The organism is Enterococcus sp. AZ196, from assembly GCF_050498845.1.
Lineage (GTDB): Bacteria > Bacillota > Bacilli > Lactobacillales > Enterococcaceae > Enterococcus_A > Enterococcus_A murrayae.
In genome coordinates this window covers 910,406-935,999 of record NZ_JBIPAM010000001.1, presented here as the reverse complement: position 1 = coordinate 935,999, position 25,594 = coordinate 910,406, and the positions used below count along the sequence as shown (strand labels likewise).

Below are 25,594 nucleotides of genomic sequence, written 5' to 3'. Positions count from 1 at the left end.
GTGGACTATATAAAAAATCCTCAAATGATTGAAACAGAAAGCTTTAATATTATTCAAGGAATTATTGAACAAGAATTTCCTAATTATTTTTTTTCATGTCCGAAAGAAGAAAAAATTATCAAAAGAGTAATTCATACAAGTGCTGATTTTGATTATCTTAAAAATCTCGTATTCACCAACGATGTAATTGCGACGTTGGAGGATTTTTTCTTAGCCGGCAACGGCACTATTTTTACGGACACTACTATGGCCCTTAGTGGGATTAATAAAAGAATTTTAGATAAATTGACTATTCGCTATGAATGCTATATTGCTGTTCCAGAAGTTGCGGAACAAGCAAAAGCTAAAGGAATGACGCGCTCGATGGCGGGGATAGAGCGAGCAGCAACAATTGATGGGCCAAAGCTTTTTGTTATTGGAAATGCACCAACTGCGATTTTCAAACTGTTAGAGCTTGTTGAAAGAAAGGACTTGGAGACAATAGCCGTAATTGGCGCACCTGTTGGCTTTGTAGGTGCAGAAGAATCAAAAGAAGCCTTATTTGAGAGTGATGTTCCAGCTATTGTTGCTAGGGGACGTAAAGGGGGAAGTAATGTTGCGGCTGCAATAATCAATGCATTGCTATATCAGTTAGTAGAAAGGGAAAACTGATGGAAGAATTCATTTTTTTCAATGGTAAAAAGTTGCGTAAGGGATATACAACCGGTTCTTGTGCAACCGCAGCAGCAACTGCAGCAGCAGGTCTGCTTTTCAACAATGAAGCGCATGAAAATATTCAAATTGAGTTACCAAATACTGAAAAGCTAACCATTCCTATTGCTTCGTTGGAAATGAAGGAAGATACATGCGAAGCCTTTGTTGTGAAAGACGGTGGTGATGACGTTGATGCAACAGATGGTATGCTGATTGGAGCAAAGCTTAGTAAAAACGCAACAAAACAAATTATTATTGATGGTGGTACTGGAATTGGGCGGGTGACAGAGGTCGGCTTACAGATTCCTGTAGGAGAGGCGGCAATCAACCCAGTTCCAAGAGGTATGATTGAAGAGGCTGTTCGGAAAATTATTGGTCCTGAACAAGGAGCAAAAGTCGTGATATTCGCGCCAGAAGGAGCAAGTATTGCAAACCAAACGATGAATCGCCGCTTAGGAATTATTGGCGGAATATCAATTTTAGGAACAACGGGTATTGTTACTCCAATGTCTGAAGAAGGGTGGAAAAAGTCTATCTCCTTAGAATTGGAAATGAAAAAGAGTCAAGGATATCGATCAGTGATTCTATGTCCAGGAAATTATGGAGAAGATTTTGTTCTAAAAACATTGAAATTCGGTGAGGATAAGATTGTTTCTATGAGTAATTTTGTCGGGTATGTTTTAAAAGAGGTTCAGCGCTTGGAATTTGAAAAAGTTCTGATGGTCGGCCATTTAGGTAAGCTAATCAAAGTATCTGCTGGTATTTTTTCTACACATAGTAAAGATGCTGATGCGCGAGCAGAAATTTTAATTGCCAATTTAGCTTTACTTGGTATGTCTGTGGAGCAATTAAAGAAAATTCAAGGATGCCTGACAACTGAAGCAGCAGGGGATATTATTGCGGATGCAGGATATGAGAAAGTCTATCCAATTATAGCTAAAAAAATAAAGTATCGCTCTGAAAGTCTTCTAAAATATCGTAAGCATCAACCAATTATTGAGGTAGTTTTATTCTCCTCTCAAAGAGGTTACTTGGCTTCAACTAAACCGATTGAAGTACTGAAGGAGGAATGGAAATGATCACCATTGTTGGAATTGGACCTGGAGGAACACAGGATTATTTGTTTGATAAAGCTAAAGAGGTAATTGATAGTGCTGACTTAATTATTGGAAGTGAGCGTCAATTAAAGATAGTTCCTTTGAGCAAGAAAGGAAGTTGTCATCGTTTGCCGCATAAATTAGATGATCTGACTATGTTTTTAACAGAACATCAAGAAGCTGACATCGTTCTTTTAGCTTCTGGTGATCCATTAACTTATGGCATTGGGAAATGGCTAATTAGACAGTTTCCACCAGAAAAATTGACCATCTTGCCTGGAATTAGTTCGCTGCATTATCTGTTCAATCGTTTAAATATTCCTATAGAAGACTGTTTTATTACAAGCAGCCACGGCAGAAAACCTGATTTTTCTTTATTATTTAAATTGCCGAAAGTAGGAATTGTTACAGATAAAGCGAATGGACCTTATCAATTAGCTCAGGAAGCATTACGTCAAGGTAGTGTTGCAACTTTCTATATTGGGGAGAATCTTAGTTATTCTGATGAAAGGATCAGATGTTATAGAGCATCGGAAGTTCCCGATGAAAACTATCAAATGAATGCAGTGGTGATAATTAATGAAGGATAATTGTTTTATTCGCGGTAATGTTCCAATGACAAAGGAAGAAATCCGAACACTCAGTTTGGCTAAGCTGCAGCTGCGTGAAGCTGAGAACTTTTTAGATATAGGAACAGGAACGGGAAGTATGGCGATTGAAGCGGCATATATGTACCCTAATTTAATGGTGACAACGATTGATTCGAATCAAGAAGCACTTAATGTTTTAGAGAAAAATCAAACTAAATTCCAATTGACCAATATAAAAAGTATCTTAGGGAAAGCGCCTATCATATTGAGTGATAATTTTGATGCCATTTTTGTAGGTGGATCAGGTGGGAATTTGTCAGAAATATTAGAGTGGAGCTTTCAATTGTTAAAACCCGGGGGCTGCTTAGTTCTAAATTTCATTCTCCTAGAAAATGCCATTGAGGCCATCGAATGGTTAAAAACTGAATGTTATTCTTTTCAGGCAATTCAGTTACAAGTAGGGCACTATACAAAATTAGGGCAAGGGCATTATTTTAAACCGCAAAATCCAGTAATGATTATTGAAATGAGAAAAGAGGAGTAATTCTATGACAAAGGTACATTTTGTTGGTGCAGGTCCGGGAGATCCGGAGCTTATTACGTTTAAGGGTTATCAACTGTTGCAAGCTGCTGATATTGTCATTTATGCAGGCTCGCTCGTCAATCCAGAGCTTCTAAGCTATTGTTCAAAGGACTGTAAGATACTTAACAGTGCATCAATGAATCTAACAGAGATTATTGATGAAATGGAACAGGGGGTTCGAGCTAATAAAGAAGTGGTTCGATTGCAAACAGGTGATTTTTCTATCTATGGTTCGATTCGGGAGCAAATTGAAGAATTAAAAAAGCGTTCAATTGATTTTACTTGCACACCTGGTGTCAGCTCCTTTTTAGGTGCTGCTTCTAGTTTAGGGGTAGAGTACACCGTTCCAGAGATATCACAAAGCGTGATCATTACACGGATGGCTGGGCGAACCCCAGTTCCAGAAAAAGAAAGTTTACGCTCTTTTGCTCAGCATCAAACGTCAATGGTGATTTTTCTATCAATTCAAGGAATAGGACAAGTTGTGGAAGAGTTGGTTGCTGGAGGGTACCAATTAACAACACCGGTAGCAGTCATCTATAAGGCTACTTGGCCAGAGGAAAAGAAAATTATTAGTACATTAGAAAATATTACTGAAAAAATTGCAGAAGCAGACATTACTAAAACAGCTTTGATTATGGTTGGGGAGTTTCTAGGGGATGAATTTAATTACTCTAAGCTTTATGATGCCAACTTTAAACACGAATATCGAGATGTGATAAGTAATGAGTAAGGTCGCGATTTTAGCTTTAACTTCTACAGGAATAAAACTTGCTAAGGAAATTCGGCAAATTTGGAATAAGGATGCTCAAATTTTTGTTTCTAAAGACAAAGTAGAAGAGGGATTAAGCATTTTTCCGACTGGAAAATTTACAACGAGCATTCAGTTGTTGTTCAAACAATATGATACACTGGTTTGCATTATGGCAACTGGAATTGTAGTCCGTAGTATTGCAGATGTGTTGGAAGATAAACAAAAGGATCCGGCAGTAATTGTACTAGATGAAAAGGGACGGCATACGATCAGTCTGTTATCAGGGCATATTGGCGGAGGAAATCAGTTAACGCTGGAAATTGCAGCAAAATTGAATAGTTGTCCCGTAATAACTACTGCAACAGATATTCAGGAAGTTACAGCACTAGATATATTGAGTAAAACAATAGATGGATGGTATTCCGATTTTAAAGAAACAACAAAAAAAGTAAATAGTCTTTTAGCTAACCATAAAAAAGTTGGGCTGATTCAACATGAACAGTGGGTAAAGGATACTAGAGGATTAACCGTCATCAAAGAAAATGATGCTATCGATTTATTTGATGCTGTCTTACTTATTTCTGATAAATATGAAGAAAAGCTATCTAAAAAAATTATTCAGGTTGTTCCTAGGAGATATGTGTTGGGAATTGGAGCAAAAAAAGATTGTGATTTTTCGATTATCCAAAAGGAATACTTGAGTTTTTGTAAATCAGTAAATGTTCATTATCGAAGTATTAAAAAAATGGTCAGTATAGATTTAAAAAAAGAAGAGCCTGGGATTGTCCGATTTTCTGAATGGCTCGATGTTTCGTTCGAGACATATTCAGCTGAGGAATTATCAACTGTATCGGGTAAATATCCAGAGTCCTCTTTTGTAAAGCAAGTAACCGGCGTTGGGAATGTAAGTTTATCAGCCGCAGATTTAGCAAGTAATGGGCAAGTGGTGACAGGTCGTTATGCAAGTCATGGAGTCACCTTTGCATTGGGAAAGGATGAAGACGACGCATGTTGTATGTTGTGGGATTAGGACCGGGCGAAAAGAAAAAGATGTCGCTTGAAGCTATTGAGGTTATAAAAAAGGTCGATGTGATCGTTGGATATACGACTTATATCCGTTTGATTAAAGAATTAGTTGATGGGAAAGAACTGATAAGTACAGGAATGAAAAAAGAAATTGATAGGTGTAAAAAGGCCATCGATATAGCAAAGGATGGGAAAGATGTCGCTGTTATTTCGAGTGGAGATGCTGGGGTCTATGGGATGGCAGGATTGATTCTAGAGCTTACAAGTCAAATGGCTGAGGAAATTGCTGTTCAAGTTATTCCTGGCATTACAGCCAGTATTGCTGGGGCCGCATTACTAGGAGCTCCATTAATGAATGATTTTTGTCACATCAGTTTGAGTGATCTGATGACACCTTGGGAAATGATTGAAAAGCGACTCACTGCAGCTGCCAGTGCTGATTTTGTGATTTGTCTATATAATCCCAGAAGTAAAGGCAGACCTAATCACTTAGCTAGAGCGCTAGAGATTATTCAACAGTATAAATCAGAAGACACTATCGTTGGAATAGCTAAGGATGTTGGAAGAAAAGAGGAAAAAGTAATTCTTACTTCGATCGCTGATTTAGATGAGACGGTGGTAGATATGACCACGATTGTATTAGTCGGTAATAAAGAAACCTATATTTCTGATAATTGGATGATTACTCCAAGAGGCTACAAGCTATGATTTTACTACTTGGAGGCACCTCTGAAAGTTTGAAAATCGCTGAAGCACTCAATGAGTGTGACATCAGATTCTATTTATCAGTGGTTACAGACTATGGAGAGAATTTAGCAAGATCTGTAGCTGAGCATATTATAAAGGGGCGGCTGACTAGAACGGAAATGATTTCATTCATTTTGAATCATAAAATTGATTTAGTAATTGATGCAACACATCCGTATGCAGTTGAGGTATCAAAAAATGCAATAGCCGCTTGTTTTGATACAGAAATTAACTATTATCGTTTTGAAAGACCATCATATCATGCTGAGGAGATGGTTTCAGTTGACTCAATAAAGGCAGCTTGTCAAAAGGCACTTGAAAACTCTGGGAATATCTATTTAACCACCGGTAGCAAAACTTTAGGGGAGTTTCTAAAATACTTACCTAAAGAACGTATTATTGCTCGGGTATTGCCAACGGCTGAGGTGTTAATGACAATAGAAAAATTTGGATTATCAACTGCGCAAATTGAGGCAATAAAAGGACCGTTTTCTAAATCATTAAATCGAGAACTACTGATCCATAACCGGGCAGGCGTAATGATTACAAAAGAAAGTGGTCAAGAAGGCGGATTTTTAGAAAAAGTTCAGGCCTGTAATGAATTAAACATTCCCTGTATTGTATTAGAACGTGAGCAGATCGAATATCCGAATAAGTTCTCATCTATTGAAGAGCTGATTGATCGAATAAAGGGGTGATGGAATGATTGGAAAAATTGCATTAGTTGGTGCAGGACTGGGTGATCCAGAATTATTGACAATTAAAGGACTAAGAAAAATTGAACAAGCAGACGTGGTTGTTTACGATCGCTTGATTAATCCGGCTATTTTAAATGCCTGTAAAGCAGACTGTGAAAAAATTTATGTGGGTAAAAAACCTAATTACCATCCAGTTCCGCAAGATAAAATCGAAGAAATTATGATTGAAAAAGCGCGCCAAGGACTTAATATAGTCCGTCTTAAAAGTGGAGATCCTTATGTTTTTGGCCGAGGTGGAGAGGAAGGATCGGCTTTAAAAGAAGCAGGGATAGCTTTTGAAGTCATTCCTGGAATCACTTCGTCCATCGGGGGATTGACCTATGCTGGAATACCTATTACACATAGGAACTTGTCTGCCAGTTTTCATGTCTACACAGGACATTTAAATGATTCTAGTCAAGCTATAGATTGGTCAATTGCTGCTAGAACAGAGGGAACTTTAGTATTTTTGATGGGAATGTCCGGCTTACAGGAAATTACAAAAAAACTAATGAGTAATGGGAAAGACAAGAATACTCCAGTGGCAATAATTCAATGGGCCAGTCGTAAACAGCAAAAAACAGTCGTAGGAACGTTGGAAACAATTTTCAAACAGGCACAGGCTGCTGAACTAGAACCACCCAGTCTGATTGTGATTGGGCAGGTTGTAAAGTGCAGAGAAGAGTTAAATTTTTTTGAAGAACGACCTTTTTTTTCAACGAGTATTACAATTCCATTTACGAAAAAGAAAGGTATAGCTAGTCGCTTAACAGATTTAGGAGCAGAAATTATTGAACTACCACCTAGCTGTAAACAAATTTCTGAGGGAATAATTGATTTTAGTAAGGCTCAACAGGTAGTTTTCACTGATCAACTAAGCATTGAAATGTTTGTACGCTTGATGAAACAAAATAAAATCGATTGGCGAAACTTAAGTGATTGGCGATTTATTACAGTGGGACATCATACAGGTTCTACTTTGGAAAAGAAAGGTATTCTAGCAGATCATAACTATTTAGATTTAACTGTTTGCTTACAGGAGTTGGAGATTACTTCAACTACCCTATTTTTAGGTGATTCTTCAACAATTGATATTTTAAAAGAAGAAAAAATTGCAGGTACCAAGTTAATTAGTCATGAAGAAAAAATTGTTGTTGAGATTCCTAGATTATGGCAAAAAACGGATCTCATGTACTTCCCCAATTCAAAATCAGCCCGGTTATTCTTGACGGCTCTAAATAATAAAGAGTTAGAGATTGTTAAGCAGAAAAAAATTATAGTTATGGGACAAAAAACAAAGGATGTTTTTAATTACTATAAAATTCCTGTGATTCTGACAGATGAACCTAGCTATGAAAGTGTTGTAGAAAAAATCAAAGAGGAGATGGAGTGATGAAGCCTGCATTAATAGTAGTCAGCTTCGGTACAAGTTATGTTGAAACGAGAAAAAAAACGATTGACGTCGTAGAGAAAAAAATAGCTCAAGCGTATCCCGAATTTGATACTTTTCGTGCTTTTACTTCCAATAAAGTCATAAAGAAAATCAAAGAACAGGAAAAAATGACAGTTTTGACAGTAGATCAGCAAATGAAAAAACTAGTTGCTGATGGTTATGAAGAAATCTATGTTCAACCGCTGCATATTATTCCTGGAAGTGAGTACTCAAAAGCATTACATCAGGCGATGAGATACAAGGATCAATTAAAACTGGTAAAAATCGGAAAACCTTTGTTAAGTGATGTGGGAGATTATCAGAAGATCGTTGGATGGTTAGAATTGCTGTCAGAAGGATTTGCCGAAGATGAAGCTCTAGTGTTAATGGGGCACGGCAGTCAACATTCAGCATTTACAGTTTATGCGTGTTTAGATCACATGTTAATGGAAAAACCAATTTTTGTTTGTGCGGTTGAAAGTTATCCAGAAATTTCTTTACTAATCAGTCGACTTCAAAAGAGCCACTACAAGAAAATAAAATTATATCCATTGATGCTAGTGGCGGGAGATCATGCGGTAAATGATATGGCATCAGATGAAGAAGATTCTTGGAAATCTCAATTAGAAAAAGCTGGGTTTTACGTGGAAACCATTCTTAAGGGAATGGGAGAGGCTCCGGAAATTCAACAGCAATTTATTGACCATGTAGGAGCGATGATAGAAGGGATGACGAATGGCTAAATTTTATGGAGTAGGTACTGGACCAGGTGCATCAGATTTACTAACAATTCGTGGGAAAGAAATCATAGAAATGGTTGATTGTCTCTATACACCTGAATCTAAAAAGGGTGGAAAAAGTCTTGCATTGCAGATTGTTGATCCTTATTTACGTACGGATTTAACAATAAAACAACGGCATTTCCCGATGGTAAATGATTGGGAACAGAAGCGAAGTGCTTGGAACGAAATTGCAGAGGAAATTGTTGCTGATGTAAAAAATGGGTTGAATGTTGCCTTTATCACATTAGGCGACCCGATGGTTTATAGCACTTACAGTTACTTATTAGAACGATTATCAAACAAGATTGAGACTGAAACAGTGTCCGGAATATCCTCTTTCTGCCAGATTTCTAATAATTTACAGATTCCTTTGGTCATCGATGAAGAGAGCTATGCTGTTTTGCCAGCAACAGCTGATGAATCAACTATCCGTACTGCATTGGAACAAATATCAACGATAATTTTGATGAAGGTTTCAACCGCATTGCCTAAGATTCTAAAAATTTTAACAGAGTTAGAATTATTGGACCATACGATATTAGTCAGTGATTCTTCAATGGATTCTGAGAAAGTAATGATTGGTTTAAATGAGTTAAATGAGGCGGATCAACTATCGTATTTCAGTACCATGATTGTCTACAAGAATAGAGAGTTGAAAGGAAGTTAAAAATGATGAAGCCTAAAGTGAAAACAATACGAAAAATCTTTTTAGTATTACTTCTTTTGGTTCTAGTTGTACCACAAAAAGCCCATGCTATGCACATCATGGAAGGCTTTTTACCATTAGGCTGGTGTTTGTTTTGGTATGCAGCATTTATTCCATTCTTTATTTATGGTCTGATAAGTATTAGAAGAGCTGTTGCAGACAATCCCCACAATAAGATTCTTTTAGCATTCAGCGGAGCCTTTATCTTCATTTTGTCGGCGTTAAAAATCCCGTCGGTTACTGGTTCTACTTCTCATCCAACAGGTGTCGGGATTGGTACTGTTCTCTTTGGACCGGGAGTCATCAGTGTGCTAGGAACGATTTGTTTGCTTTTCCAGGCTCTACTGCTAGCTCATGGGGGGATTACAACCTTAGGTGCTAATGCTTTTTCAATGGCTGTAGTTGGACCTTTCATCGGATATGGTGTGTATTTTCTTTTGAAAAAGACAAATGCACCAACCTCCGTTTGTTTATTCCTATGCGCATTCATAGCAGATCTAGCAACATATTTTACAACCGCACTTCAATTAGGTCTTGTTTTTCCAGACTCTTCAACAGGGATCATGGGAGCAATTGCGAAATTTGTTGGAGTCTTTATGCTAACTCAAATTCCAATTGCCATTGCAGAAGGACTATTAACGGTTGTTGCTTATAATTTAATTTCTGCGAATTTTCCTTTTAAGGAAGGAGGCATTTTGAATAATGGAAAGAAATAAATCAAAAACGACGTTAAACATTATTCTTTTATTAGCAGTAATAGGATTGATAGCTGGTGCCCTATTGGTTAATCAAAATGGGGAATTCAGCGGTTCGGACGGTGAAGCAGAGAAAGTTATTACTGAGATTGCACCAAACTATCAACCTTGGTTTGATTCATTGCTAGAACCTAAAAGTGGAGAAATTGAAAGTTTATTATTCACTCTTCAAGGAAGTCTAGGGGTTGGGATCATTACCTATATTTTAGGATATTATAGAGGGAAGAAGAAAAATGCTGCTCATTGATAAGATTGCCTATGAGAATCGATTGATTGAACTTTCTCCCAAAATAAAAAGTGCTTTTTATCTTTTTCTATTAATAATATGTTTTTTAACTACACCAATGATTCAAGGGATAATAAGCTTAATCATAGGTTTTGCAACAATTTATGTTACTAAAGTGAAAGTTACGAGATACTTCAAATGGCTCTTGATCCCTGCCCCTTTTTTAGCAATAAGTATTTTAACTATTTTGTTTTCAATAAGTTCGCAATCAAGTGCGTTTATTTTTAAGATCCCCGTATTTAACAATTATTTAGGAATAACAAGTACTTCGCTAACAATAGGTACAAAGTTATTTTTCCGCTCTTTTAGTTGTTTGATCTGTACGTATTTCTTTATTTTAACGGTGCCTTTTCATCAAATATTAGTAGTGATGAAACAAGCTCGTTTCCCAATATTATTAATTGAACTGACAATGCTAATGTATCGTTTCATATTCATTTTTGCAGATGAATTTTTGATAATTAAAAGAGCACAAGAAATGCGTTTTGGATACAGAGGATTGAAAAATAGTTATCATTCTTTAGGTTTAATGATCAAAATACTGTTTTTCCAATCATTTGATCGATTTAATAAGATGATTCTTTCTCTTGAAATAAAATTTTTTGATGGTGATTTTCCACTGTAACAATTAAATGAAGGAAGGAATCAAAATGTTTAAAGTAGCAGATTTATGTATTAGTTACGAAAATCAAGCAGATGTGCTGCATCATCTGTCTTTGGATTTTAGTGATCATAAGGCTGTCGGTATTTTAGGAGCAAATGGTTCAGGAAAGTCCACTCTGTTTGCGGCAATCGTGGGGTTACTGCGCCCTAATCAGGGCAAGATTATCTATGAAAATCAACCACTAGAGTATAAAAAGGCAGCACTCTATAGATATAGACAAGAAGTGGGCATTGTTTTTCAGGAGCCGGAACACCAAATATTCTATTCAATTGTTGAAGACGATGTTGCGTTTGCTCTAAAAAATCTTGGGATTGACTCTTCTCAGATTAAACTCCGAATGAATGAAGTGTTTTCTTTACTTAAAATTGATGATTTGAAGAAAAAACCAGTACAATATTTGAGTTACGGACAAAAAAAGAAAGTAGCGATCGCGAGTGTTCTAATGCTCAAGACTAAATGGCTGCTTTTGGATGAACCGACTGCGGGATTGGACCCTTCTGGAAAACAACAAATGATAGAGATTATTTCTCAACTAATCCAACAGGGGACTAAAATTATATTATCAAGTCACGATATGGATCTAATGTATGAAATCTGTGAGTACTTATATGTACTAGACAAAGGAACAATCATTAAGGAGGGAAGTTCTGACGAGGTGTTTCTAGACAAAAAAGTATTAGAATCAGCGGGCTTAGAGCAACCTTGGTTAGTTAAGATACATCAGCAATTAGGATTCCCGCTTGTCAAAAATCAACAGGAATTTATGCGAACAAAGTTAAACGTGAGGTGAAACAAATGGGGAAAAGTTTGATGATTCAAGGAACTGCATCGGATTCAGGCAAGAGTATCCTAGTCGCTGGTTTATGTAGAATTTTTTATCAGGATGGTTTGAAAGCGTTACCTTTCAAATCGCAAAATATGGCTCTTAATTCTTACATTACTATGAAAGGTCAAGAGATGGGACGTGCCCAAGTTTTCCAAGCAGAAGCTGCCGGGATCGAACCAGATGTACGCATGAATCCTGTTCTATTAAAACCAACTTCTGACAGAAAATCACAGGTTATATTTAACGGTGAGGTTCTCTGTGACATGGATGCGGTAGAATATCATGAGTTCAAGCCGCAATTGATTGAGAAAATAACTGGCTTATATCAAGAACTGGTGCAGGAAAATGATGTGATTGTACTTGAAGGTGCGGGAAGCCCGGCGGAAATAAACTTAAATAGTCGAGATATCGCTAATATGGGGATGGCTAAAATTGCTGATGCTCCGGTAATTTTAGTAGCGGACATTGACAAGGGAGGTGTCTTTGCCTCAATTTATGGAACAATTCATTTACTTGAACCGGCTGAAAGAGCACGGATCAAGGGAATTATTATTAATAAATTTCGTGGTGATATTGCCTTGTTAGATCCCGGATTGAAGATGATTGAGGATTTGACGGAGGTTCCCGTAATTGGGGTGATACCATATGCTCAATTAAATATCGAAGATGAGGATAGTGTGGCTTTAACAAAGGTGAATCGATCGTATAATCCGCAAAAAGATTTGGATATTGCAGTGATTGGATTATCCAAAATATCCAACTTTACTGATTTTAAAAGTTTGGAGAGTGAACCGGATGTATCTATTCGATATGTATTTCCTGATGATCAGTTAGGAAGTCCTGACATTCTTATTTTACCTGGCAGTAAAAATACTTTAGAGGATTGCCTGTACTTGAAAGATTCGGGGATGGCTAAAGAGATTCAAAGAGTTCGGAATGAAGGAAAAATGATTTTTGGAATTTGTGGTGGATTTCAGTTGCTTGGAAAAATGCTGCATGATCCTCACCAAGTCGAATCTACCCATGGTAGTCTCAAAGGATTAGCTCTATTGAACATAGAAACTTATTTTGAAGCCGAAAAAACAACTACTAGAGTTGAAGCAAAAATTGGTGAAGAAACAATTCACGGCTATGAAATCCATATGGGAAGATCAGAAAACTATGAGAAGCAATACTTTGCAGAGCTCGTTACTGCTAACGGTAAAAAAATTTCGAGAAAAGATGGTGCTGTAAGTTCAGATAAACTGGTAATTGGGACTTACCTTCATGGTGTTTTTGATAATAGTGATTGGCGAAGAAAACTATTGAATCAGGTTCGAGAAGCAAAAGGGCTCTCTTTAATTAAAGAGGTAGCTATACCTTATACAGAATATAAAAATCAACAATATGACAAATTAGCAGATTTGATCCGCAAAAATGTTGATTTAGAAAAAATTTATCAAATTATGAATCAGGAGGAGATAAACGTATGAGTATCTATACGCGCTATGGTGATCAAGGATACACTAAATTAGTTGGGGGCGGAAGGGCTAAAAAGAGCGCTCCCCGGGTCCAGGCGTATGGATCTATTGATACATTAAATGCCCAGTTGGGTTTAACTGTGGCTTCATTAAAGGAACAAGAGAATTATTTGTATGCGGAACTAGTTCAATTACAGCAATGGATATTTGACTGCGGCAGCGATTTCGCAACCCCTGATGAAAAGCGTCCATATAAAGTTGAGCCGCAAATGATTGTGTGGCTTGAAGAAAAAATTGATTTTTATTGGTCTAAATCTCCAACGATTGATCGTTTTGTTTTGCCAGCAGGAACTGTCAGCTCTGCAAATTTACATCTTTGTAGATGTTTTACACGCGAAGCTGAGCGAAACGCTGTAAGCTTACTGGAGTACGATGAAGCAGTCAATGAAGAAGCATTGAGGTTTTTAAATCGTTTATCTGACTATTTTTTTGTTTTGGCACGTTGGGTTAATAGTCAGGCCGGACAACCAGAGATTTTTTATGAAAACAGTATTTCAGTTTTTAATAGAAAAAAGAATAAAAAAGAGCTTTTCTAGTGAAAGAAGGAAGAAAATGAAAAAACTGAAAGTTGGTACACGAGGCAGCAAGCTCGCTACTACACAAACAAAGCAAGCTTTAGCAGTTTTTCAAAGCTATTTTCCAGATGTAGAAGTTGAACTTATAAAAATCAAGACCAAAGGAGATCACTTGGCTACACATAACTTACAGTCGATTGGTGGACAAGGCTGTTTTGTTAGAGAACTAGAGTATCAACTTCGCGCGGGTAATATTGATTTCGCAATACACAGTTTGAAAGATATCCCTACTGATATCCATGAGGACTTGACGCTTGCTTGTGTTATGGAGCGTCATTCACCAACGGATGCCCTGGTCATTAGGGAACATAGAAGTTTGGCAAATTTACCTAAAAATGCTGTCGTTGGAACCAGCAGTCTCCGTAGAAAAGCACAGCTTTTGAATGCTCGGCCTGATTTTGATATTCAGCCGATCAGAGGAAACATTGATACTAGAATCAGGAAAATGAATGAAGGTCAGTATGATGCAATTGTTTTAGCTTTAGCAGGACTGGAACGCTTGAGTCTTGATCAAACGGTTTATCATCAAGAGCTTTCACCAGAAATCATGTTGCCTGCCATAGGACAAGGCGCACTGGCTTTAGAGTGTCGAAAAGATAATAAAGAAGTGTTGCACATGTTAAAAAAAATGGAGCATCTGCCAACAGCAATTGCTGTAAATGCTGAGCGTGCCTTTTTAAATAGTTTGGATGGTAGTTGTACGTTTCCTGTAGGGGCGTATTGTTTCCCCAAGGATGGGACTTATGAACTGACCGGAATGATTGGTAGTGAAAACGGACAAATTATTTTAAAGGAAACAATGCAAGGTAATGATCCAGTGATTTTAGGAAAATCTGTAGCTGCTAAAATGATCCAGCAAGGAGCAATTATGTTGATTGAGGAGTGCAGAAACGATCAAAAAGAAACTTTTATACACTAGAGAAATAGCCATGCCAGAGAATATTTATTATACCTTTGCGGAAAAAAATATTGAAGTAATTACAATTCCTTTGAATCGAACAGTGATTCAACCATATCAGAAAATGGAGCAGGACTATGATTGGATTTTTTTTACTAGTGCAAATGCTGTAAAGTATTTTGATTTTAACTTTTTAAACAAGCAAGCCAAAATACTTGCTATCGGTAATCAAACAGTAAAAGTATTGAAAAATCTAGGTTTTGATGTTGATTTCCAGCCAAAAGAAGCTTTTTCAGAAGGATTAGTGAAAGAATGGTTAACTTTTGCAGATGGAAAGCAACGGGTTTTTTGGCCGCATTCATTTCAAGCTAGACGTGTGATATATAATGCGTTAACAAATCAAGGGCATGATGTGTTGGAACAGGTGATATACAGAAATGAGTTTTATCTTGAGGACCAAGAAAAATTGAGACATTTTTTGCTTAATGAAGTTCTGGATTATGTGCTTTTTGCAAGCCCTTCTGCTTGGATGTCCTTTTCCAAAGTAACGGAGCCTCTCCAACAACTGCCTGCTGATTTTTGGTCTCGACTGAAAATAGCCGCAATTGGACCTGTTACGGCGAAAGCGATTAAAAAGAAACAATCGGTTGTGATTCAGCCAAAAATTTATGATATGCCGCATTTATATGAATGTTTGTTACAGGATATAGAACAAGAGGAGTGAGTATGCCGTGCCTATGACAAAAGAATATCGTGATCTTTCTATCTTACCTTTTTCTAATGAAAGTTCTTTAGTGATTGCATGCGATTCAAGTGCTGGAATTGGTAAGAAGGAACAAGACGTTGTTACTATTGATCCAGCAATAACAGCTGCATTTTGCTTACGTGTTCCTTTAATGGAATTATTTTGTTATGGAGCAGTTCCAATTGCGGTTGTTGATTTAATAGGTAATGAATATAATCCGACTGGAAAGCAAATGTTAGATGGAATAAAAGCAGAGTTGGCTAAAGCAGGACTATCTCATCTACCATTAAATGGCAGTACGGAAGAAAACATGCTGACAAAGACAACCAGTTTAGGAATCACAGTGATTGCTCAGGCTTCAGCAAAAAAAGAAAGCTTTAAAATGCAAGAAGACTGTAGTCTCTTACAATTAGGGCACCCTTATGTTGGAGAAATGGTTGTTAAGAATCAAAAAAATATTTTTTCCTATTCTTTAGTAAAGGATATAAAAAAAGAGTCAGGTGTTTTAGATATGCTTCCTGTTGGCTCGAAAGGAATTCGTTATGAGGCACAATTAATGGCAAAAAATTCTGAATACCATGTGATTTTTAGTGAAGAGGATGGCATCGATTGTTCTGCCGGACCTGCCACAGTCATTCTTTTAGCAGTAAAAAAGAAAGCAGAAGCGGATATTTTAGCTCGCTATGCTGAAATAAAAAAAATTGGTGAGTTTAAAAAGGAGTGATTAAATTTGGGAGAAATCATCTTAGTTACTGGTGGTGCGCGCAGCGGAAAATCTGCTTTTGCAGAAGGACTTCTTGATCGAAAAGCAAAAATTAGTTATATTGCAACGAATTGTACAGCTCAAGATGAGGAAATGAAAAATCGTGTATTTCTCCATCAAAAAAGACGATCCAACTATTGGCAAACCAATGAAACTTTTTTAAATGTAGCAGATTTGATTGACCAATCTCATGCTTCTGCACACTTATTGGATTGTGCGACCATGTTAACAACAAATTATTTTTTTTATTTAATGAAAAAACGATTCGGAGACGATTTTCAACTAATCGATAAAAAAATCGCGGAGCTGTCTGAAGAAGAAAAAGCAGAGATTGAAGATAAAATTCTTGCGGAATGGCATAAAATTTTTATGGTAACTCAAAAGAGTTCTGTGAAATTAGTTGTTGTCTCAAATGAAGTTGGATTGGGGATTGTCCCAGAAAATCCTTTTTCTCGTTGGTTTAGAGATGTCTTGGGACGTGTAAATCAAGCGCTAGGAAAGGAAGCGAATACCGCATTTTTAGTGATAGCCGGTATTCCTATGAAAATAAAATGATTGATAGTATAATTCTGTATTTTCAATTTTTTACTCGAATACCGATTCCCGTAGCAATCACTGAACCAGAAAAGAAAATGCGTTCTGGCGTTCGTTTCTTTTCATTATTTGGTCTGATGATAGGATTCATAGAAGCTATTGTGTATTGGTTTCTACAAGTTTTATTTACTCCGAGTATTGCGTGGATACTTGTATTATTTTTTGATGTCCTATTGACAGGCGGGTTTCATTTAGATGCTTTATCCGATATGGCTGATGGGCTTTTTTCGTCGCGTAAAAGAGAACGGATGCTTGAAATCATGAAAGATAGCAGAGTAGGTAGCAATGGGGTGTTAGCTATCGTTTTTTATTATCTTCTCATAACATTTAGCTTTTTTTCATTACTGCCTCAAATAACTAGTAAATTACAAGTTATTATTGTTTTGCTGTTAAATCTTATTGGGAAAAATGGAATCAGTCTACTGTTTTATCAAATGAAATATGCTGGAAATAATGCAGAAGGATTAGGTACAACTTTTTTAGATGTAAAAAAATATGATATAGGATTCTGTCAGCTCCTGTCCTTTTTAACAATGTTTCTTTTTTTAGGAAAGGCGGGGATTGTGTGCTTTATTATAAGTGATCTTGTCATAATGATTTATCGTAAAATGGTTATAAATAAAGTAGGCGGTTTTAATGGGGATACATTGGGAGCCTGTTCACCAATTTCACAGGCGGTTTTTTTACTGACACTAGTTATTATGCGGGGATTCTTATGAAAATATATTTGATTCGTCATGGTGAAACAGAATATAATCGCCGCCGCTTATTCTATGGAAAAAGTGATATTTCGTTAAATGAAACAGGAATTGAGCAAGCGAATTGGTTGGCAGAAAAGTTTAAAGAAGGAAAGATTGATACGGTTATTTATACCAGTTCATTAAGGCGTACGATTGAAACAGCGAAGTTAATCTTTCCAAACCAACCAATAATTTCACTGGAAGATTTAGATGAAAAAGATTTTGGTTTGTGGGAAGGAATGAGCGCAGATCAGATTAATACAAAGTATCCGGTGGAATGGGAAAAATGGCTGCTATCTCCCTTTGAATATACTCCCAAAAATGCAGAAAAGTTTTCAGTTTTTCAAAATCGTGTATTAAGCTGTTTTAACGATTTGCTCCAAAAGAAAGAAGATTTTGTGCTTGTAGGTCATCTAGGTGTATTGCGTACTATCTTAAAGACCTATTTTTCTGAGCTCAATTTTTGGGAGATTGATCTAGAACAAGGAAACTATACAGTGATGGAATCAGAGAATTCGAGATTTAAAATTATCAAGTGGAATAGTTAAAATCTATTATGATTTATTGTATTGATTACGAGCCGTCTCTTAGCAGCCGGCTTTTTTCTTATATATATCTTTAATCAATCTACTAATTGCCGTAAATAAGTAAGCGTCAGATAGTAAGGTGTATTAAAAGCCCATCAATCCTCCTGTATACTTAAGGATGATTGATGGGCGTGCTTTTTTTATTAATAGTTAGCTTGGCACTTTCTTTGAACTTCCTGATTCCAAGGCAAATAAGCTGCCAGCGCAGGTTTTGTTAAACTTGGCAGGTTGGGGATATTTTCAAATAAATAGATCAGATATTTTCTTGGATCTAAGCCATTTTCTACAGCTGTCCGTAGAATGCTCAGAATGATTCCTGTTGCTTGCGCCCCTTTTTCGCTTTTTGAGAACAACCAGTTTTTTCGACCGATCACCAATTCTTTGATGGCTCGTTCCGCGCGATTGTTCGTGGTTTCTAACCGTCCATCCTCTAAGAAAGTACACAATCCTTCCTTGTACTTTAGCAGATATGCAACGGCTTCTCCCAGTTTTGATCTTGGGAGAACACATAGATTAGATGCCCAAGAAAAGAATTCATCCACGATGGGTTTGATCCATTGACTGCGCTGTTTTTGACGATCCGTTGGATCTAGATGGCGTAGTTTCTTCTCTTCTTTGAAAAGAAGGTCGCAATAGCGCTCGCCTAATAAGGCGGTGCTATATTTTTTGGGCTGTGAGCCGATCGCTTCATGAAATTTCCGACGAACATGTGCCCAGCAGTAAACATTCTTGATGCCAGCCATTTTTCCATAAGCTGCGTAAGCATCACTATGTAGATAGCCAGTAAAGTGTGTAAGAAAATTCTGAGGGATTTCATATTTGCGCGATAATTCATGTTGGTAAAGAACAATGGGATAGCTTTCTGCTTTTCCAGAAGTATACAGCCAATAATAGGTCGTGGCTTTTGGAACGTCTAAGACATTGTAGTGCGTCTCATCCGCATGAATGACTTCTTGGTTCTGTAAGGTATCTTTTAATAGTTGATACAGCGGCGACAAGACGTAGTCTGTCGCCAGAAGATGCCAATGTGTAATTTTCTGGCGATCCAATGGAAAGCCAAAGGTTTTCCATTCGTTCTCTTGCCGATAGGCAGGCACTTTCTTGATATATTTTTCAACGATTGTCTGAGCTACCATCGTAGGACTGCCAAAACTATTATTGATCAGAGGTTTTGGTACACGAGCTTTCTTAATTGATGTTGTTCCATTGTCTTTTTCACATGTGCAACACTTGTACGCATGCTGGTGAAATAAATTTTTTTCAATATGAGCAGGAATAAATAGAGGTTCTTCACGGACGACGGTGGAGCCAATTTCAGTCATGTGAGTACCACAGGCATCACAAAGACAGTCTTCACCCTCCAAATAATAGTGAAGATGGTTTGCGGGTAAGTGGGCAAGCGACAAGGCTTTTTTTCCTTTTGTCTTTTTCCGTCTAAAGCTCTTTACCTCAATCAATTCCTGGCTTTCCTGACCAGTCTGCTCTGGTTCCTTAAAAGGGTCTGTATCAAATAAATTTGTTTGCCCATCGACAGATGGCGTATCTTCTTTTTTTCGTCCATACATCTGACGCTGCATCGCGAATAGCTGTTCTTGAAGGTACTGATTTTGTTCAAGGACGAGTTCAAATTGTTCAGTCATTTCTTGGAGACGCTTCTCCAGTTTCTTGTTATCCAAAAGAAGCTGATTTCCCTTTTTAGTCAATCATTTACACCTCCACGCTTGATATCACCTGTTATTATTATACCATTTCTGACGACAAAAAAGTAGTAGAAATCGCATAAAACCAACGTTTCTACTACTTCAATAGAAGGCACCCTTGGTGCTGGAATGAATGGTTTTCTTCTCTTCGATCGAAAAGCCTATAAGCAGTCGCTTCAATTGCCGAACATCTAATTTCTTCATTTCTGAAGAGTTTTTCGGCCATTGAAGCCGACCATTTTCAAATCGTTTGTACAATAATAAAAAGCCATCACCTTCCCAGTAAAGTGCCTTGAAGCGGTCTGGTTTTGAGCCACAAAACAGAAAGAGCGAGTGATCGAAAACATCGAGTTGATATGTTTCTGTGACAAAGGCCGCAAGTCCATCGATTCCTTTTCGAAGATCGGTTTTCCCACAAACGATAAAGATATTAGGTACGTGAGTGAAGTCGAGAAGCATGGATGCTCAGCTCCTTCATGATTGTAGCTAAAATATATTTATCCGTTCCATTGTAAATATAGGCTTCGGCTTGGCCTAATTTTACACGAGCAGCGAGTTTCGATTTTGCGGGAGCAGTGGGTGCCATTGGTGGATTTCGATCCACGATCTGAATGGGCACAATCTCTTTTTTCTCCATTTGGAACACCTCCTGTAGTTGATATAGTAAGTTTAGCAGTCGGCGAAGGAGAAAACGAGACGCCTTATTATCTGACGCTTACGTAAATAATGATTATTGTGGTAGAATACCTGTTATTACTATTTATATAGAAGAAAGAGGAACAACATGGCAGAATCAACTTCAGCGTACATCCATATACCGTTTTGTGAGCACATCTGTTACTACTGCGACTTCAATAAAGTTTTTCTTGAGGGTCAACCCGTAGATGAATATATTGAAGCGGTGCTTAAAGAAGCACGATTGGCTTTAATTCAAAATCCAGTTAATAAAATGGAGACGCTCTATATTGGAGGAGGCACACCAACATCGTTGAATGCAAGACAACTTGACAGCTTGCTAAGCGGCCTGCGTGAAATTTTACCTTATAAAGAGGGCGAGTTCACGGTTGAGGCAAATCCAGGCGATCTCACGGGAGATAAATTGAATGTTATGAAAAACTATGGTGTCAATCGTCTATCGATGGGTGTTCAAACGTTTGATGATCGATTATTGAAAAAAATTGGTCGTAAACATACTGCAAAAGATGTTTACGAAACGATTCGTTTATTAGAGGAAAAAGATTTTCAGAATGTAACGATTGACTTGATTTATGCTTTGCCAGGGCAGACTTTGGAGAGTTTCCGAGATACCGTGACGCGAGCGTTGACATTAGATTTACCCCACTATGCGCTATATTCATTAATATTGGAAAATCAAACGATGTTCATGAATTGGGTTCGTCGAGGTAAGATGCAGTTGCCAGAGCAGGACTTAGAAGCGCAGATGTATGCAGAAACGATTGAAACGATGGAAAAAAATGGACGTATGCAATATGAAATTAGTAATTTTGCCAAACCTGGTTTTGAAAGTCAACATAACCTCGTTTATTGGGACAATCGGAATTATTTTGGACTTGGTGCGGGAGCGAGCGGTTATATTGGAAATCGGCGGTATAAAAATCGTGGTCCTATTCAGCATTATTTAAAAGCATTGAGTGAAGGAAATTTACCAACGCTCGAAGAAGAATTATTAACTCAAAAAGAACAAATTGAGGAAGAGATGTTTTTAGGCTTAAGAAAAATTTTAGGAGTAGAAAAGGCGAAATTCATGAAACGATTTGGTCGAAGCTTAACGGATGTCTATGGAGAAGTTATTACTGACTTGAAAGAGCAAAACCTTTTAGCAGAGACAGATTCGCGAGTCTTTTTAACAAAAGATGGATTATTTCGAGGAAATGATGTTTTCGAAAAATTTTTATTGCAGAAGAACGATTAGCACTCTTGGTACGAGAGTGCTAATTTTTTGTATTTTTCCCTTGACTTATAAGACAGATGTGGTATATTAATAATCGAGTTAGCACTTAAAAAGAAAGAGTGCTAACTAAAGGATGAGAAGAATGTTAACGGAAAGACAAAAACTGATTCTCAGCTTAATCATCCAAGACTTTACCAACACAGGACAGCCAGTTGGATCAAAAAGTTTAATGGAAGAAGGCGTAAAAGCAAGTTCCGCAACTATTCGTAATGACATGAAAGCTTTAGAAGAGGTAGGTCTGCTAGAGAAGACCCATTCTTCATCAGGAAGGATTCCTTCGGCTTTAGGTTATCGTTATTTTGTGGACCACCTATTAACGCCAGCAAAGGTGAGTAATCAAGAAGTAGATCAGATACGCAGATCGTTAAAGAAAGATATCCATGAAATTGATGATATCATTCAGCAATCTGCAAAAATACTTTCACAAGTTACTAGCTATACGGCGTTTTCGCTAGGTCCTGAAATGAAAGATCGGACATTGACTGGTTTTCGGATTGTTCCATTAAACGATCGTCAAATTTTGGCGATCATTGTTACAGACAAGGGAAACGTTGAGAGCCAAGTTTTTCGTATACCTGAAAATGTTGACAGTCAGGATTTGGAAAAAATGGTTCGTATCATCAATGATCGTTTGGTAGGGCAGCCGTTAATTAATGTCTACCAAAAATTGAGAACGGAAATTCCAATGATCTTACATCGCTATTTTCAAACGACCGAAGGAATTAGTCATTTGTTTGATGTCATTTTGAATGACGCCTTTGAGGACAAGGTTTTTGTAAGCGGACGAATGAATATATTGAATTTCAATCCGGATCAAGATGTTAATCATGTCAAATCTATGTACTCATTGATGCAAAATTCCGGTGAACTGACGCAGTTGCTGTTGCCATCTGATAATAGCATTCACGTTAGAATTGGAACGGAGATGGGGAATGATTTGTTTGATCAATTAAGTATGATTCAGGCGAATTATGAAATTCGTGGACACGGACGAGGCACCATTGCATTACTGGGTCCAACATCAATGCCGTATTCAAAAATTTTTGGCCTATTGGAAGTTTTTCGATATGAGTTAACAAATGCATTGGATGATTATTATCGTTCTTTGGATTTGTATCACTAGAAACGATTCCTAAAAAGAAAGGAAGTACGCGTAGTGGCAGAAGAGAAGAAGCAAGAAGAAGTAGAAAAAACTAAAGCTGAGGACAATGAAACAACAGATAAAGTTGTAGAAAACGAATCAGCAGAAATTGAAGCGGAAGAAATCGACATCCCAGAAATTTCAGAGGTAGAAGAATTGACCAAAAAGTTCAATGAAATGGAAGATAAGTTCTTGCGAGCTCGTGCTGAGATCGCGAATATGTCTAACCGCAACAAAAATGAACGAGAACAATTAGTTCGTTACCGTTCACAAGATCTTGGAAAGAAATTATTGACCTCGATCGACAACTTAGAAAGAGCCTTGGCGACCGAAGTAACAGACGATCAAGGTGCCAGCCTGAAAAAAGGTGTTGAAATGGTTCTTGAGAGTTTGACGGTTGCCTTGAAAGAAGAAGGAATTACAGAAATCAAGGCTGAAGGCGAAAGCTTTGATCCTAATCTGCATCAAGCAGTTCAAACTGTACCAGCAGATAATGATCATAAAGCTGATACAATCGTCAATGTATTACAAAAAGGGTACCAACTTCACGATCGCGTGTTGCGTCCAGCAATGGTGATCGTAGCTCAATAATAAACATCTAATTAAACTAAACATATATGAAAAAGGAGATTTTCAACTATGAGTAAAATTATCGGTATTGACTTAGGTACAACTAACTCAGCAGTCGCTGTCTTAGAAGGCGGAGAAGCTAAAATTATTACAAATCCAGAAGGAAATCGTACAACACCATCTGTTGTTTCATTTAAAAATGGCGAAATCCAAGTCGGTGAAGTAGCAAAACGTCAAGCAGTTACAAACCCACATACGATTTCATCAATCAAACGTCACATGGGTGAAGCTGGATATAAAGTAGAAGCAGACGGCAAAAACTATACACCGCAAGAAATTTCTGCGATGGTATTACAATACATCAAAGGTTTCGCTGAAGATTACTTAGGGGAAAAAGTTGAAAAAGCAGTTATCACTGTGCCTGCTTACTTCAATGACTCACAACGTCAAGCAACAAAAGACGCTGGTAAAATCGCTGGTTTAGAAGTTGAACGGATCGTCAATGAACCAACTGCTGCAGCTTTAGCTTACGGCTTAGATAAAACAGATAAAGATGAAAAAATCTTAGTATTTGACCTTGGTGGTGGTACTTTCGACGTTTCTATTCTTGAATTAGGAGACGGGGTCTTCGATGTATTATCGACTGCAGGAGATAACAGCCTAGGTGGAGATGACTTTGATAATAAGATCATTGATTACTTAGTTGCTGATTTCAAACAAGCAAACGGCATTGATTTATCTAAAGATAAAATGGCTATGCAACGTTTGAAAGACGCTGCTGAAAAAGCGAAAAAGGACTTATCCGGTGTTAGCTCAACTCAAATTAGCTTGCCATTTATCACTGCAGGCGATGCTGGTCCATTGCATTTAGAAACAACACTTTCTCGTGCGAAATTCGATGAGATCACTGCTGACTTAGTTGAACGTACTAAAGCTCCGGTCCGTCAAGCGTTGAAAGATGCCGGCTTATCTCAATCTGATATCGACGAAGTTATTTTAGTCGGTGGTTCTACTCGTATTCCGGCAGTTGTTGAAGCTGTACGTAAAGAAACTGGCAAAGAACCTAACAAATCGGTTAACCCAGATGAAGTAGTTGCTATGGGAGCTGCAATTCAGGGTGGCGTTATCACTGGGGATGTTAAAGATGTTGTCTTACTAGACGTAACTCCATTATCATTAGGTATTGAAACAATGGGTGGCGTGTTCACTAAACTGATTGATCGCAACACAACGATCCCTACAAGCAAATCACAAGTATTCTCAACAGCTGCTGATAACCAACCTGCTGTAGACATTCACGTGTTACAAGGTGAACGTCCAATGGCTGCTGACAATAAAACATTAGGTCGTTTCCAATTAACCGATATTCCAGCTGCACCTCGTGGAATCCCTCAAATCGAAGTTACATTTGATATCGACAAAAACGGTATCGTAAATGTATCTGCGAAAGACCTAGGAACACAGAAAGAGCAAAAAATCACGATCAAGTCTTCATCTGGTTTATCAGACGATGAAATCGAACGTATGGTGAAAGATGCTGAAGCAAATGCGGATGCTGATAAAGCTCGTAAAGAAGAAGTAGACCTACGTAATGACGTTGACGCTCTATTGTTCTCTGTTGATAAAACATTGAAAGAATTAGAAGGAAAAGTTGACGCTGATGAAGTTAAGAAGGCTGAAGATGCTAGAGATGAACTAAAAACAGCGGTTGAAGCAAACGATATTGAACAAATGAAAGAAAAACGTGATGCTTTGAATGAAATCGTACAAAACTTAACGGTTAAACTTTATGAACAAGCAGCACAACAACAAGCAGAGGCTGATCCAAACGCAGCTCAAGGCGGCGCGGATGATGTCGTGGATGCTGATTTTGAAGAAGTTAACGATGACGACAAATAATTGATTCGTTGATAAAGGCCAAAGTCATCACTTTGGCCTTTTTTCTTTCGAAAATGATTGCTAACTTTATAAATGCTTTTCGAACTTGTTTAGCTTTTGAGTGAAAAAGGGAAACTTCTGATTATCACTAAAAAACTTGTTTGTGAGGCCGGCATCACAGAAAAAATCTAAGAAAAGTATCGTATCTAATACGATTGTGATACAATACTAAC

Annotated in this window: 30 protein-coding genes; 27 read left to right on the top strand and 3 right to left on the bottom strand. The window is 37.5% G+C overall.

Translation table 11 applies throughout. The features are described 5' to 3' along the window. Genes IGI67_RS04535 through IGI67_RS04425 form a run of 23 tightly spaced genes read left to right on the top strand, consistent with a single transcriptional unit; the run spans window position 1 to window position 18,061 of the window. Window positions 1-651, top strand: a complete 651-nt coding sequence (locus IGI67_RS04535; RefSeq protein ID WP_207107911.1) for a cobalt-precorrin-8 methylmutase — start codon at window positions 1-3, stop codon at window positions 649-651. Next, the gene (cbiD, locus tag IGI67_RS04530; RefSeq protein WP_207107912.1) at window positions 651-1,772 is read left to right on the top strand and encodes a cobalt-precorrin-5B (C(1))-methyltransferase CbiD; all 1,122 of its coding nucleotides are present in this window, start codon (window positions 651-653) and stop codon (window positions 1,770-1,772) included. The genes IGI67_RS04535 and cbiD overlap by 1 nt, the downstream gene beginning before the upstream one ends. Further along, window positions 1,769-2,380, top strand: a complete 612-nt coding sequence (cbiE, locus tag IGI67_RS04525; RefSeq protein ID WP_429956889.1) for a precorrin-6y C5,15-methyltransferase (decarboxylating) subunit CbiE — start codon at window positions 1,769-1,771, stop codon at window positions 2,378-2,380. The genes cbiD and cbiE overlap by 4 nt, the downstream gene beginning before the upstream one ends. Next, window positions 2,370-2,924 carry a decarboxylating cobalt-precorrin-6B (C(15))-methyltransferase gene (locus IGI67_RS04520; protein WP_429956888.1) on the top strand — a complete coding sequence of 185 codons (555 nt, stop codon included), beginning with the start codon at window positions 2,370-2,372 and terminating at the stop codon, window positions 2,922-2,924. Before cbiE ends, IGI67_RS04520 begins: the two co-directional genes overlap by 11 nt. A gap of 4 nt (window positions 2,925-2,928) precedes the next feature. Further along, window positions 2,929-3,696, top strand: coding sequence for a cobalt-precorrin-4 methyltransferase (locus IGI67_RS04515; protein WP_429956887.1), 768 nt, complete (start codon window positions 2,929-2,931; stop codon window positions 3,694-3,696). Next, a complete protein-coding gene (locus IGI67_RS04510) occupies window positions 3,689-4,747 on the top strand; it encodes a cobalt-precorrin 5A hydrolase (protein WP_429956886.1) in 1,059 nt (352 codons plus the stop codon). Before IGI67_RS04515 ends, IGI67_RS04510 begins: the two co-directional genes overlap by 8 nt. Beyond that, window positions 4,726-5,451: a precorrin-3B C(17)-methyltransferase gene (gene cobJ / locus IGI67_RS04505; protein WP_429956885.1), complete on the top strand. Its 726-nt coding sequence runs from the start codon at window positions 4,726-4,728 to the stop codon at window positions 5,449-5,451. The genes IGI67_RS04510 and cobJ overlap by 22 nt, the downstream gene beginning before the upstream one ends. After that, the gene (gene cobK, locus IGI67_RS04500; protein WP_429956884.1) at window positions 5,448-6,188 is read left to right on the top strand and encodes a precorrin-6A reductase; all 741 of its coding nucleotides are present in this window, start codon (window positions 5,448-5,450) and stop codon (window positions 6,186-6,188) included. Before cobJ ends, cobK begins: the two co-directional genes overlap by 4 nt. A 4-nt stretch (window positions 6,189-6,192) precedes the next feature. Then, the gene (gene cobA, locus IGI67_RS04495; RefSeq protein WP_207107919.1) at window positions 6,193-7,620 is read left to right on the top strand and encodes a uroporphyrinogen-III C-methyltransferase; all 1,428 of its coding nucleotides are present in this window, start codon (window positions 6,193-6,195) and stop codon (window positions 7,618-7,620) included. Then, entirely contained in the window at window positions 7,620-8,402 is a 783-nt protein-coding gene (locus IGI67_RS04490; protein WP_429956883.1) for a sirohydrochlorin cobaltochelatase, read from the top strand. Before cobA ends, IGI67_RS04490 begins: the two co-directional genes overlap by 1 nt. After that, window positions 8,395-9,108 carry a cobalt-factor II C(20)-methyltransferase gene (locus IGI67_RS04485; protein WP_429956882.1) on the top strand — a complete coding sequence of 238 codons (714 nt, stop codon included), beginning with the start codon at window positions 8,395-8,397 and terminating at the stop codon, window positions 9,106-9,108. Before IGI67_RS04490 ends, IGI67_RS04485 begins: the two co-directional genes overlap by 8 nt. Window positions 9,109-9,113: 5 nt before the next feature. Beyond that, window positions 9,114-9,863, top strand: a complete 750-nt coding sequence (locus IGI67_RS04480; RefSeq protein WP_207108002.1) for an energy-coupling factor ABC transporter permease — start codon at window positions 9,114-9,116, stop codon at window positions 9,861-9,863. After that, complete coding sequence (locus IGI67_RS04475; RefSeq protein WP_207107922.1) at window positions 9,850-10,149, top strand: energy-coupling factor ABC transporter substrate-binding protein; 300 nt, start codon at window positions 9,850-9,852, stop codon at window positions 10,147-10,149. Before IGI67_RS04480 ends, IGI67_RS04475 begins: the two co-directional genes overlap by 14 nt. Continuing rightward, window positions 10,136-10,813, top strand: coding sequence for a cobalt ECF transporter T component CbiQ (gene cbiQ / locus IGI67_RS04470; protein ID WP_429956881.1), 678 nt, complete (start codon window positions 10,136-10,138; stop codon window positions 10,811-10,813). The genes IGI67_RS04475 and cbiQ overlap by 14 nt, the downstream gene beginning before the upstream one ends. Window positions 10,814-10,838: 25 nt before the next feature. Beyond that, window positions 10,839-11,642, top strand: a complete 804-nt coding sequence (locus IGI67_RS04465; protein WP_207107924.1) for an ATP-binding cassette domain-containing protein — start codon at window positions 10,839-10,841, stop codon at window positions 11,640-11,642. A 5-nt stretch (window positions 11,643-11,647) separates the two neighbouring features. After that, window positions 11,648-13,150, top strand: a complete 1,503-nt coding sequence (locus tag IGI67_RS04460) for a cobyric acid synthase (protein WP_429956880.1) — start codon at window positions 11,648-11,650, stop codon at window positions 13,148-13,150. Then, window positions 13,147-13,734 (top strand): cob(I)yrinic acid a,c-diamide adenosyltransferase, encoded by a 588-nt coding sequence (locus tag IGI67_RS04455; protein WP_429956879.1) that lies wholly within the window; start codon window positions 13,147-13,149, stop codon window positions 13,732-13,734. The genes IGI67_RS04460 and IGI67_RS04455 overlap by 4 nt, the downstream gene beginning before the upstream one ends. A gap of 16 nt (window positions 13,735-13,750) precedes the next feature. Beyond that, entirely contained in the window at window positions 13,751-14,692 is a 942-nt protein-coding gene (gene hemC / locus IGI67_RS04450) for a hydroxymethylbilane synthase (protein ID WP_207107927.1), read from the top strand. A 10-nt stretch (window positions 14,693-14,702) separates the two neighbouring features. After that, window positions 14,703-15,395 carry a uroporphyrinogen-III synthase gene (locus IGI67_RS04445; protein WP_429956878.1) on the top strand — a complete coding sequence of 231 codons (693 nt, stop codon included), beginning with the start codon at window positions 14,703-14,705 and terminating at the stop codon, window positions 15,393-15,395. Between the two features lie 13 nt (window positions 15,396-15,408). Beyond that, window positions 15,409-16,140: a hypothetical protein gene (locus IGI67_RS04440; protein WP_242550273.1), complete on the top strand. Its 732-nt coding sequence runs from the start codon at window positions 15,409-15,411 to the stop codon at window positions 16,138-16,140. Window positions 16,141-16,146: 6 nt separating this feature from the next. Continuing rightward, complete coding sequence (cobU, locus tag IGI67_RS04435; RefSeq protein ID WP_429956877.1) at window positions 16,147-16,734, top strand: bifunctional adenosylcobinamide kinase/adenosylcobinamide-phosphate guanylyltransferase; 588 nt, start codon at window positions 16,147-16,149, stop codon at window positions 16,732-16,734. Then, window positions 16,731-17,492 carry an adenosylcobinamide-GDP ribazoletransferase gene (gene cobS / locus IGI67_RS04430; RefSeq protein ID WP_429956876.1) on the top strand — a complete coding sequence of 254 codons (762 nt, stop codon included), beginning with the start codon at window positions 16,731-16,733 and terminating at the stop codon, window positions 17,490-17,492. Before cobU ends, cobS begins: the two co-directional genes overlap by 4 nt. Then, on the top strand, window positions 17,489-18,061 hold the full coding sequence (locus IGI67_RS04425) for a histidine phosphatase family protein (protein WP_429956875.1): 573 nt from the start codon (window positions 17,489-17,491) through the stop codon (window positions 18,059-18,061). The genes cobS and IGI67_RS04425 overlap by 4 nt, the downstream gene beginning before the upstream one ends. Window positions 18,062-18,243: 182 nt before the next feature. On the opposite strand, the gene tnpC is transcribed toward IGI67_RS04425, so the two are convergent. The 3 genes from tnpC to IGI67_RS04410 all read right to left on the bottom strand — a co-directional run bounded on the left by tnpC (window position 18,244) and on the right by IGI67_RS04410 (window position 20,437). Then, window positions 18,244-19,803, bottom strand: a complete 1,560-nt coding sequence (gene tnpC / locus IGI67_RS04420; RefSeq protein ID WP_429956874.1) for an IS66 family transposase — start codon at window positions 19,801-19,803, stop codon at window positions 18,244-18,246. A gap of 99 nt (window positions 19,804-19,902) precedes the next feature. Continuing rightward, a complete protein-coding gene (tnpB, locus tag IGI67_RS04415) occupies window positions 19,903-20,259 on the bottom strand; it encodes an IS66 family insertion sequence element accessory protein TnpB (RefSeq protein WP_216411126.1) in 357 nt (118 codons plus the stop codon). Continuing rightward, window positions 20,231-20,437 (bottom strand): hypothetical protein, encoded by a 207-nt coding sequence (locus IGI67_RS04410; RefSeq protein WP_216411127.1) that lies wholly within the window; start codon window positions 20,435-20,437, stop codon window positions 20,231-20,233. The genes tnpB and IGI67_RS04410 overlap by 29 nt, the downstream gene beginning before the upstream one ends. A gap of 147 nt (window positions 20,438-20,584) precedes the next feature. Here IGI67_RS04410 and hemW point away from each other — a divergent pair, with 147 nt between their 5' ends. From hemW to dnaK, 4 genes are all read left to right on the top strand, one after another. Beyond that, on the top strand, window positions 20,585-21,733 hold the full coding sequence (gene hemW, locus IGI67_RS04405; RefSeq protein ID WP_207107933.1) for a radical SAM family heme chaperone HemW: 1,149 nt from the start codon (window positions 20,585-20,587) through the stop codon (window positions 21,731-21,733). Window positions 21,734-21,854: 121 nt separating this feature from the next. After that, entirely contained in the window at window positions 21,855-22,895 is a 1,041-nt protein-coding gene (gene hrcA / locus IGI67_RS04400; RefSeq protein ID WP_429956873.1) for a heat-inducible transcriptional repressor HrcA, read from the top strand. 33 nt (window positions 22,896-22,928) lie between these two features. Further along, a complete protein-coding gene (gene grpE, locus IGI67_RS04395) occupies window positions 22,929-23,504 on the top strand; it encodes a nucleotide exchange factor GrpE (RefSeq protein WP_429956872.1) in 576 nt (191 codons plus the stop codon). Window positions 23,505-23,552: 48 nt separating this feature from the next. Next, window positions 23,553-25,382, top strand: a complete 1,830-nt coding sequence (gene dnaK / locus IGI67_RS04390) for a molecular chaperone DnaK (RefSeq protein ID WP_429956871.1) — start codon at window positions 23,553-23,555, stop codon at window positions 25,380-25,382. The last annotated feature ends 212 nt before the right edge of the window (window positions 25,383-25,594 follow it).

Coding starts and splice junctions, on each gene's coding strand:
- cbiD (WP_207107912.1), top strand. CDS start 651: ATGGAAGAATTCATTTTTTTCAATGGTAAAAAGTTGCGTAAGGGATAT.
- cbiE (WP_429956889.1), top strand. CDS start 1,769: ATGATCACCATTGTTGGAATTGGACCTGGAGGAACACAGGATTATTTG.
- IGI67_RS04520 (WP_429956888.1), top strand. CDS start 2,370: ATGAAGGATAATTGTTTTATTCGCGGTAATGTTCCAATGACAAAGGAA.
- IGI67_RS04515 (WP_429956887.1), top strand. CDS start 2,929: ATGACAAAGGTACATTTTGTTGGTGCAGGTCCGGGAGATCCGGAGCTT.
- IGI67_RS04510 (WP_429956886.1), top strand. CDS start 3,689: ATGAGTAAGGTCGCGATTTTAGCTTTAACTTCTACAGGAATAAAACTT.
- cobJ (WP_429956885.1), top strand. CDS start 4,726: ATGTTGTATGTTGTGGGATTAGGACCGGGCGAAAAGAAAAAGATGTCG.
- cobK (WP_429956884.1), top strand. CDS start 5,448: ATGATTTTACTACTTGGAGGCACCTCTGAAAGTTTGAAAATCGCTGAA.
- cobA (WP_207107919.1), top strand. CDS start 6,193: ATGATTGGAAAAATTGCATTAGTTGGTGCAGGACTGGGTGATCCAGAA.
- IGI67_RS04490 (WP_429956883.1), top strand. CDS start 7,620: ATGAAGCCTGCATTAATAGTAGTCAGCTTCGGTACAAGTTATGTTGAA.
- IGI67_RS04485 (WP_429956882.1), top strand. CDS start 8,395: ATGGCTAAATTTTATGGAGTAGGTACTGGACCAGGTGCATCAGATTTA.
- IGI67_RS04480 (WP_207108002.1), top strand. CDS start 9,114: ATGAAGCCTAAAGTGAAAACAATACGAAAAATCTTTTTAGTATTACTT.
- IGI67_RS04475 (WP_207107922.1), top strand. CDS start 9,850: ATGGAAAGAAATAAATCAAAAACGACGTTAAACATTATTCTTTTATTA.
- cbiQ (WP_429956881.1), top strand. CDS start 10,136: ATGCTGCTCATTGATAAGATTGCCTATGAGAATCGATTGATTGAACTT.
- IGI67_RS04465 (WP_207107924.1), top strand. CDS start 10,839: ATGTTTAAAGTAGCAGATTTATGTATTAGTTACGAAAATCAAGCAGAT.
- IGI67_RS04460 (WP_429956880.1), top strand. CDS start 11,648: ATGGGGAAAAGTTTGATGATTCAAGGAACTGCATCGGATTCAGGCAAG.
- IGI67_RS04455 (WP_429956879.1), top strand. CDS start 13,147: ATGAGTATCTATACGCGCTATGGTGATCAAGGATACACTAAATTAGTT.
- hemC (WP_207107927.1), top strand. CDS start 13,751: ATGAAAAAACTGAAAGTTGGTACACGAGGCAGCAAGCTCGCTACTACA.
- IGI67_RS04445 (WP_429956878.1), top strand. CDS start 14,703: ATGCCAGAGAATATTTATTATACCTTTGCGGAAAAAAATATTGAAGTA.
- IGI67_RS04440 (WP_242550273.1), top strand. CDS start 15,409: ATGACAAAAGAATATCGTGATCTTTCTATCTTACCTTTTTCTAATGAA.
- cobS (WP_429956876.1), top strand. CDS start 16,731: ATGATTGATAGTATAATTCTGTATTTTCAATTTTTTACTCGAATACCG.
- IGI67_RS04425 (WP_429956875.1), top strand. CDS start 17,489: ATGAAAATATATTTGATTCGTCATGGTGAAACAGAATATAATCGCCGC.
- tnpB (WP_216411126.1), bottom strand. CDS start 20,259: ATGCTTCTCGACTTCACTCACGTACCTAATATCTTTATCGTTTGTGGG.
- IGI67_RS04410 (WP_216411127.1), bottom strand. CDS start 20,437: ATGGAGAAAAAAGAGATTGTGCCCATTCAGATCGTGGATCGAAATCCA.
- hemW (WP_207107933.1), top strand. CDS start 20,585: ATGGCAGAATCAACTTCAGCGTACATCCATATACCGTTTTGTGAGCAC.
- hrcA (WP_429956873.1), top strand. CDS start 21,855: ATGTTAACGGAAAGACAAAAACTGATTCTCAGCTTAATCATCCAAGAC.
- dnaK (WP_429956871.1), top strand. CDS start 23,553: ATGAGTAAAATTATCGGTATTGACTTAGGTACAACTAACTCAGCAGTC.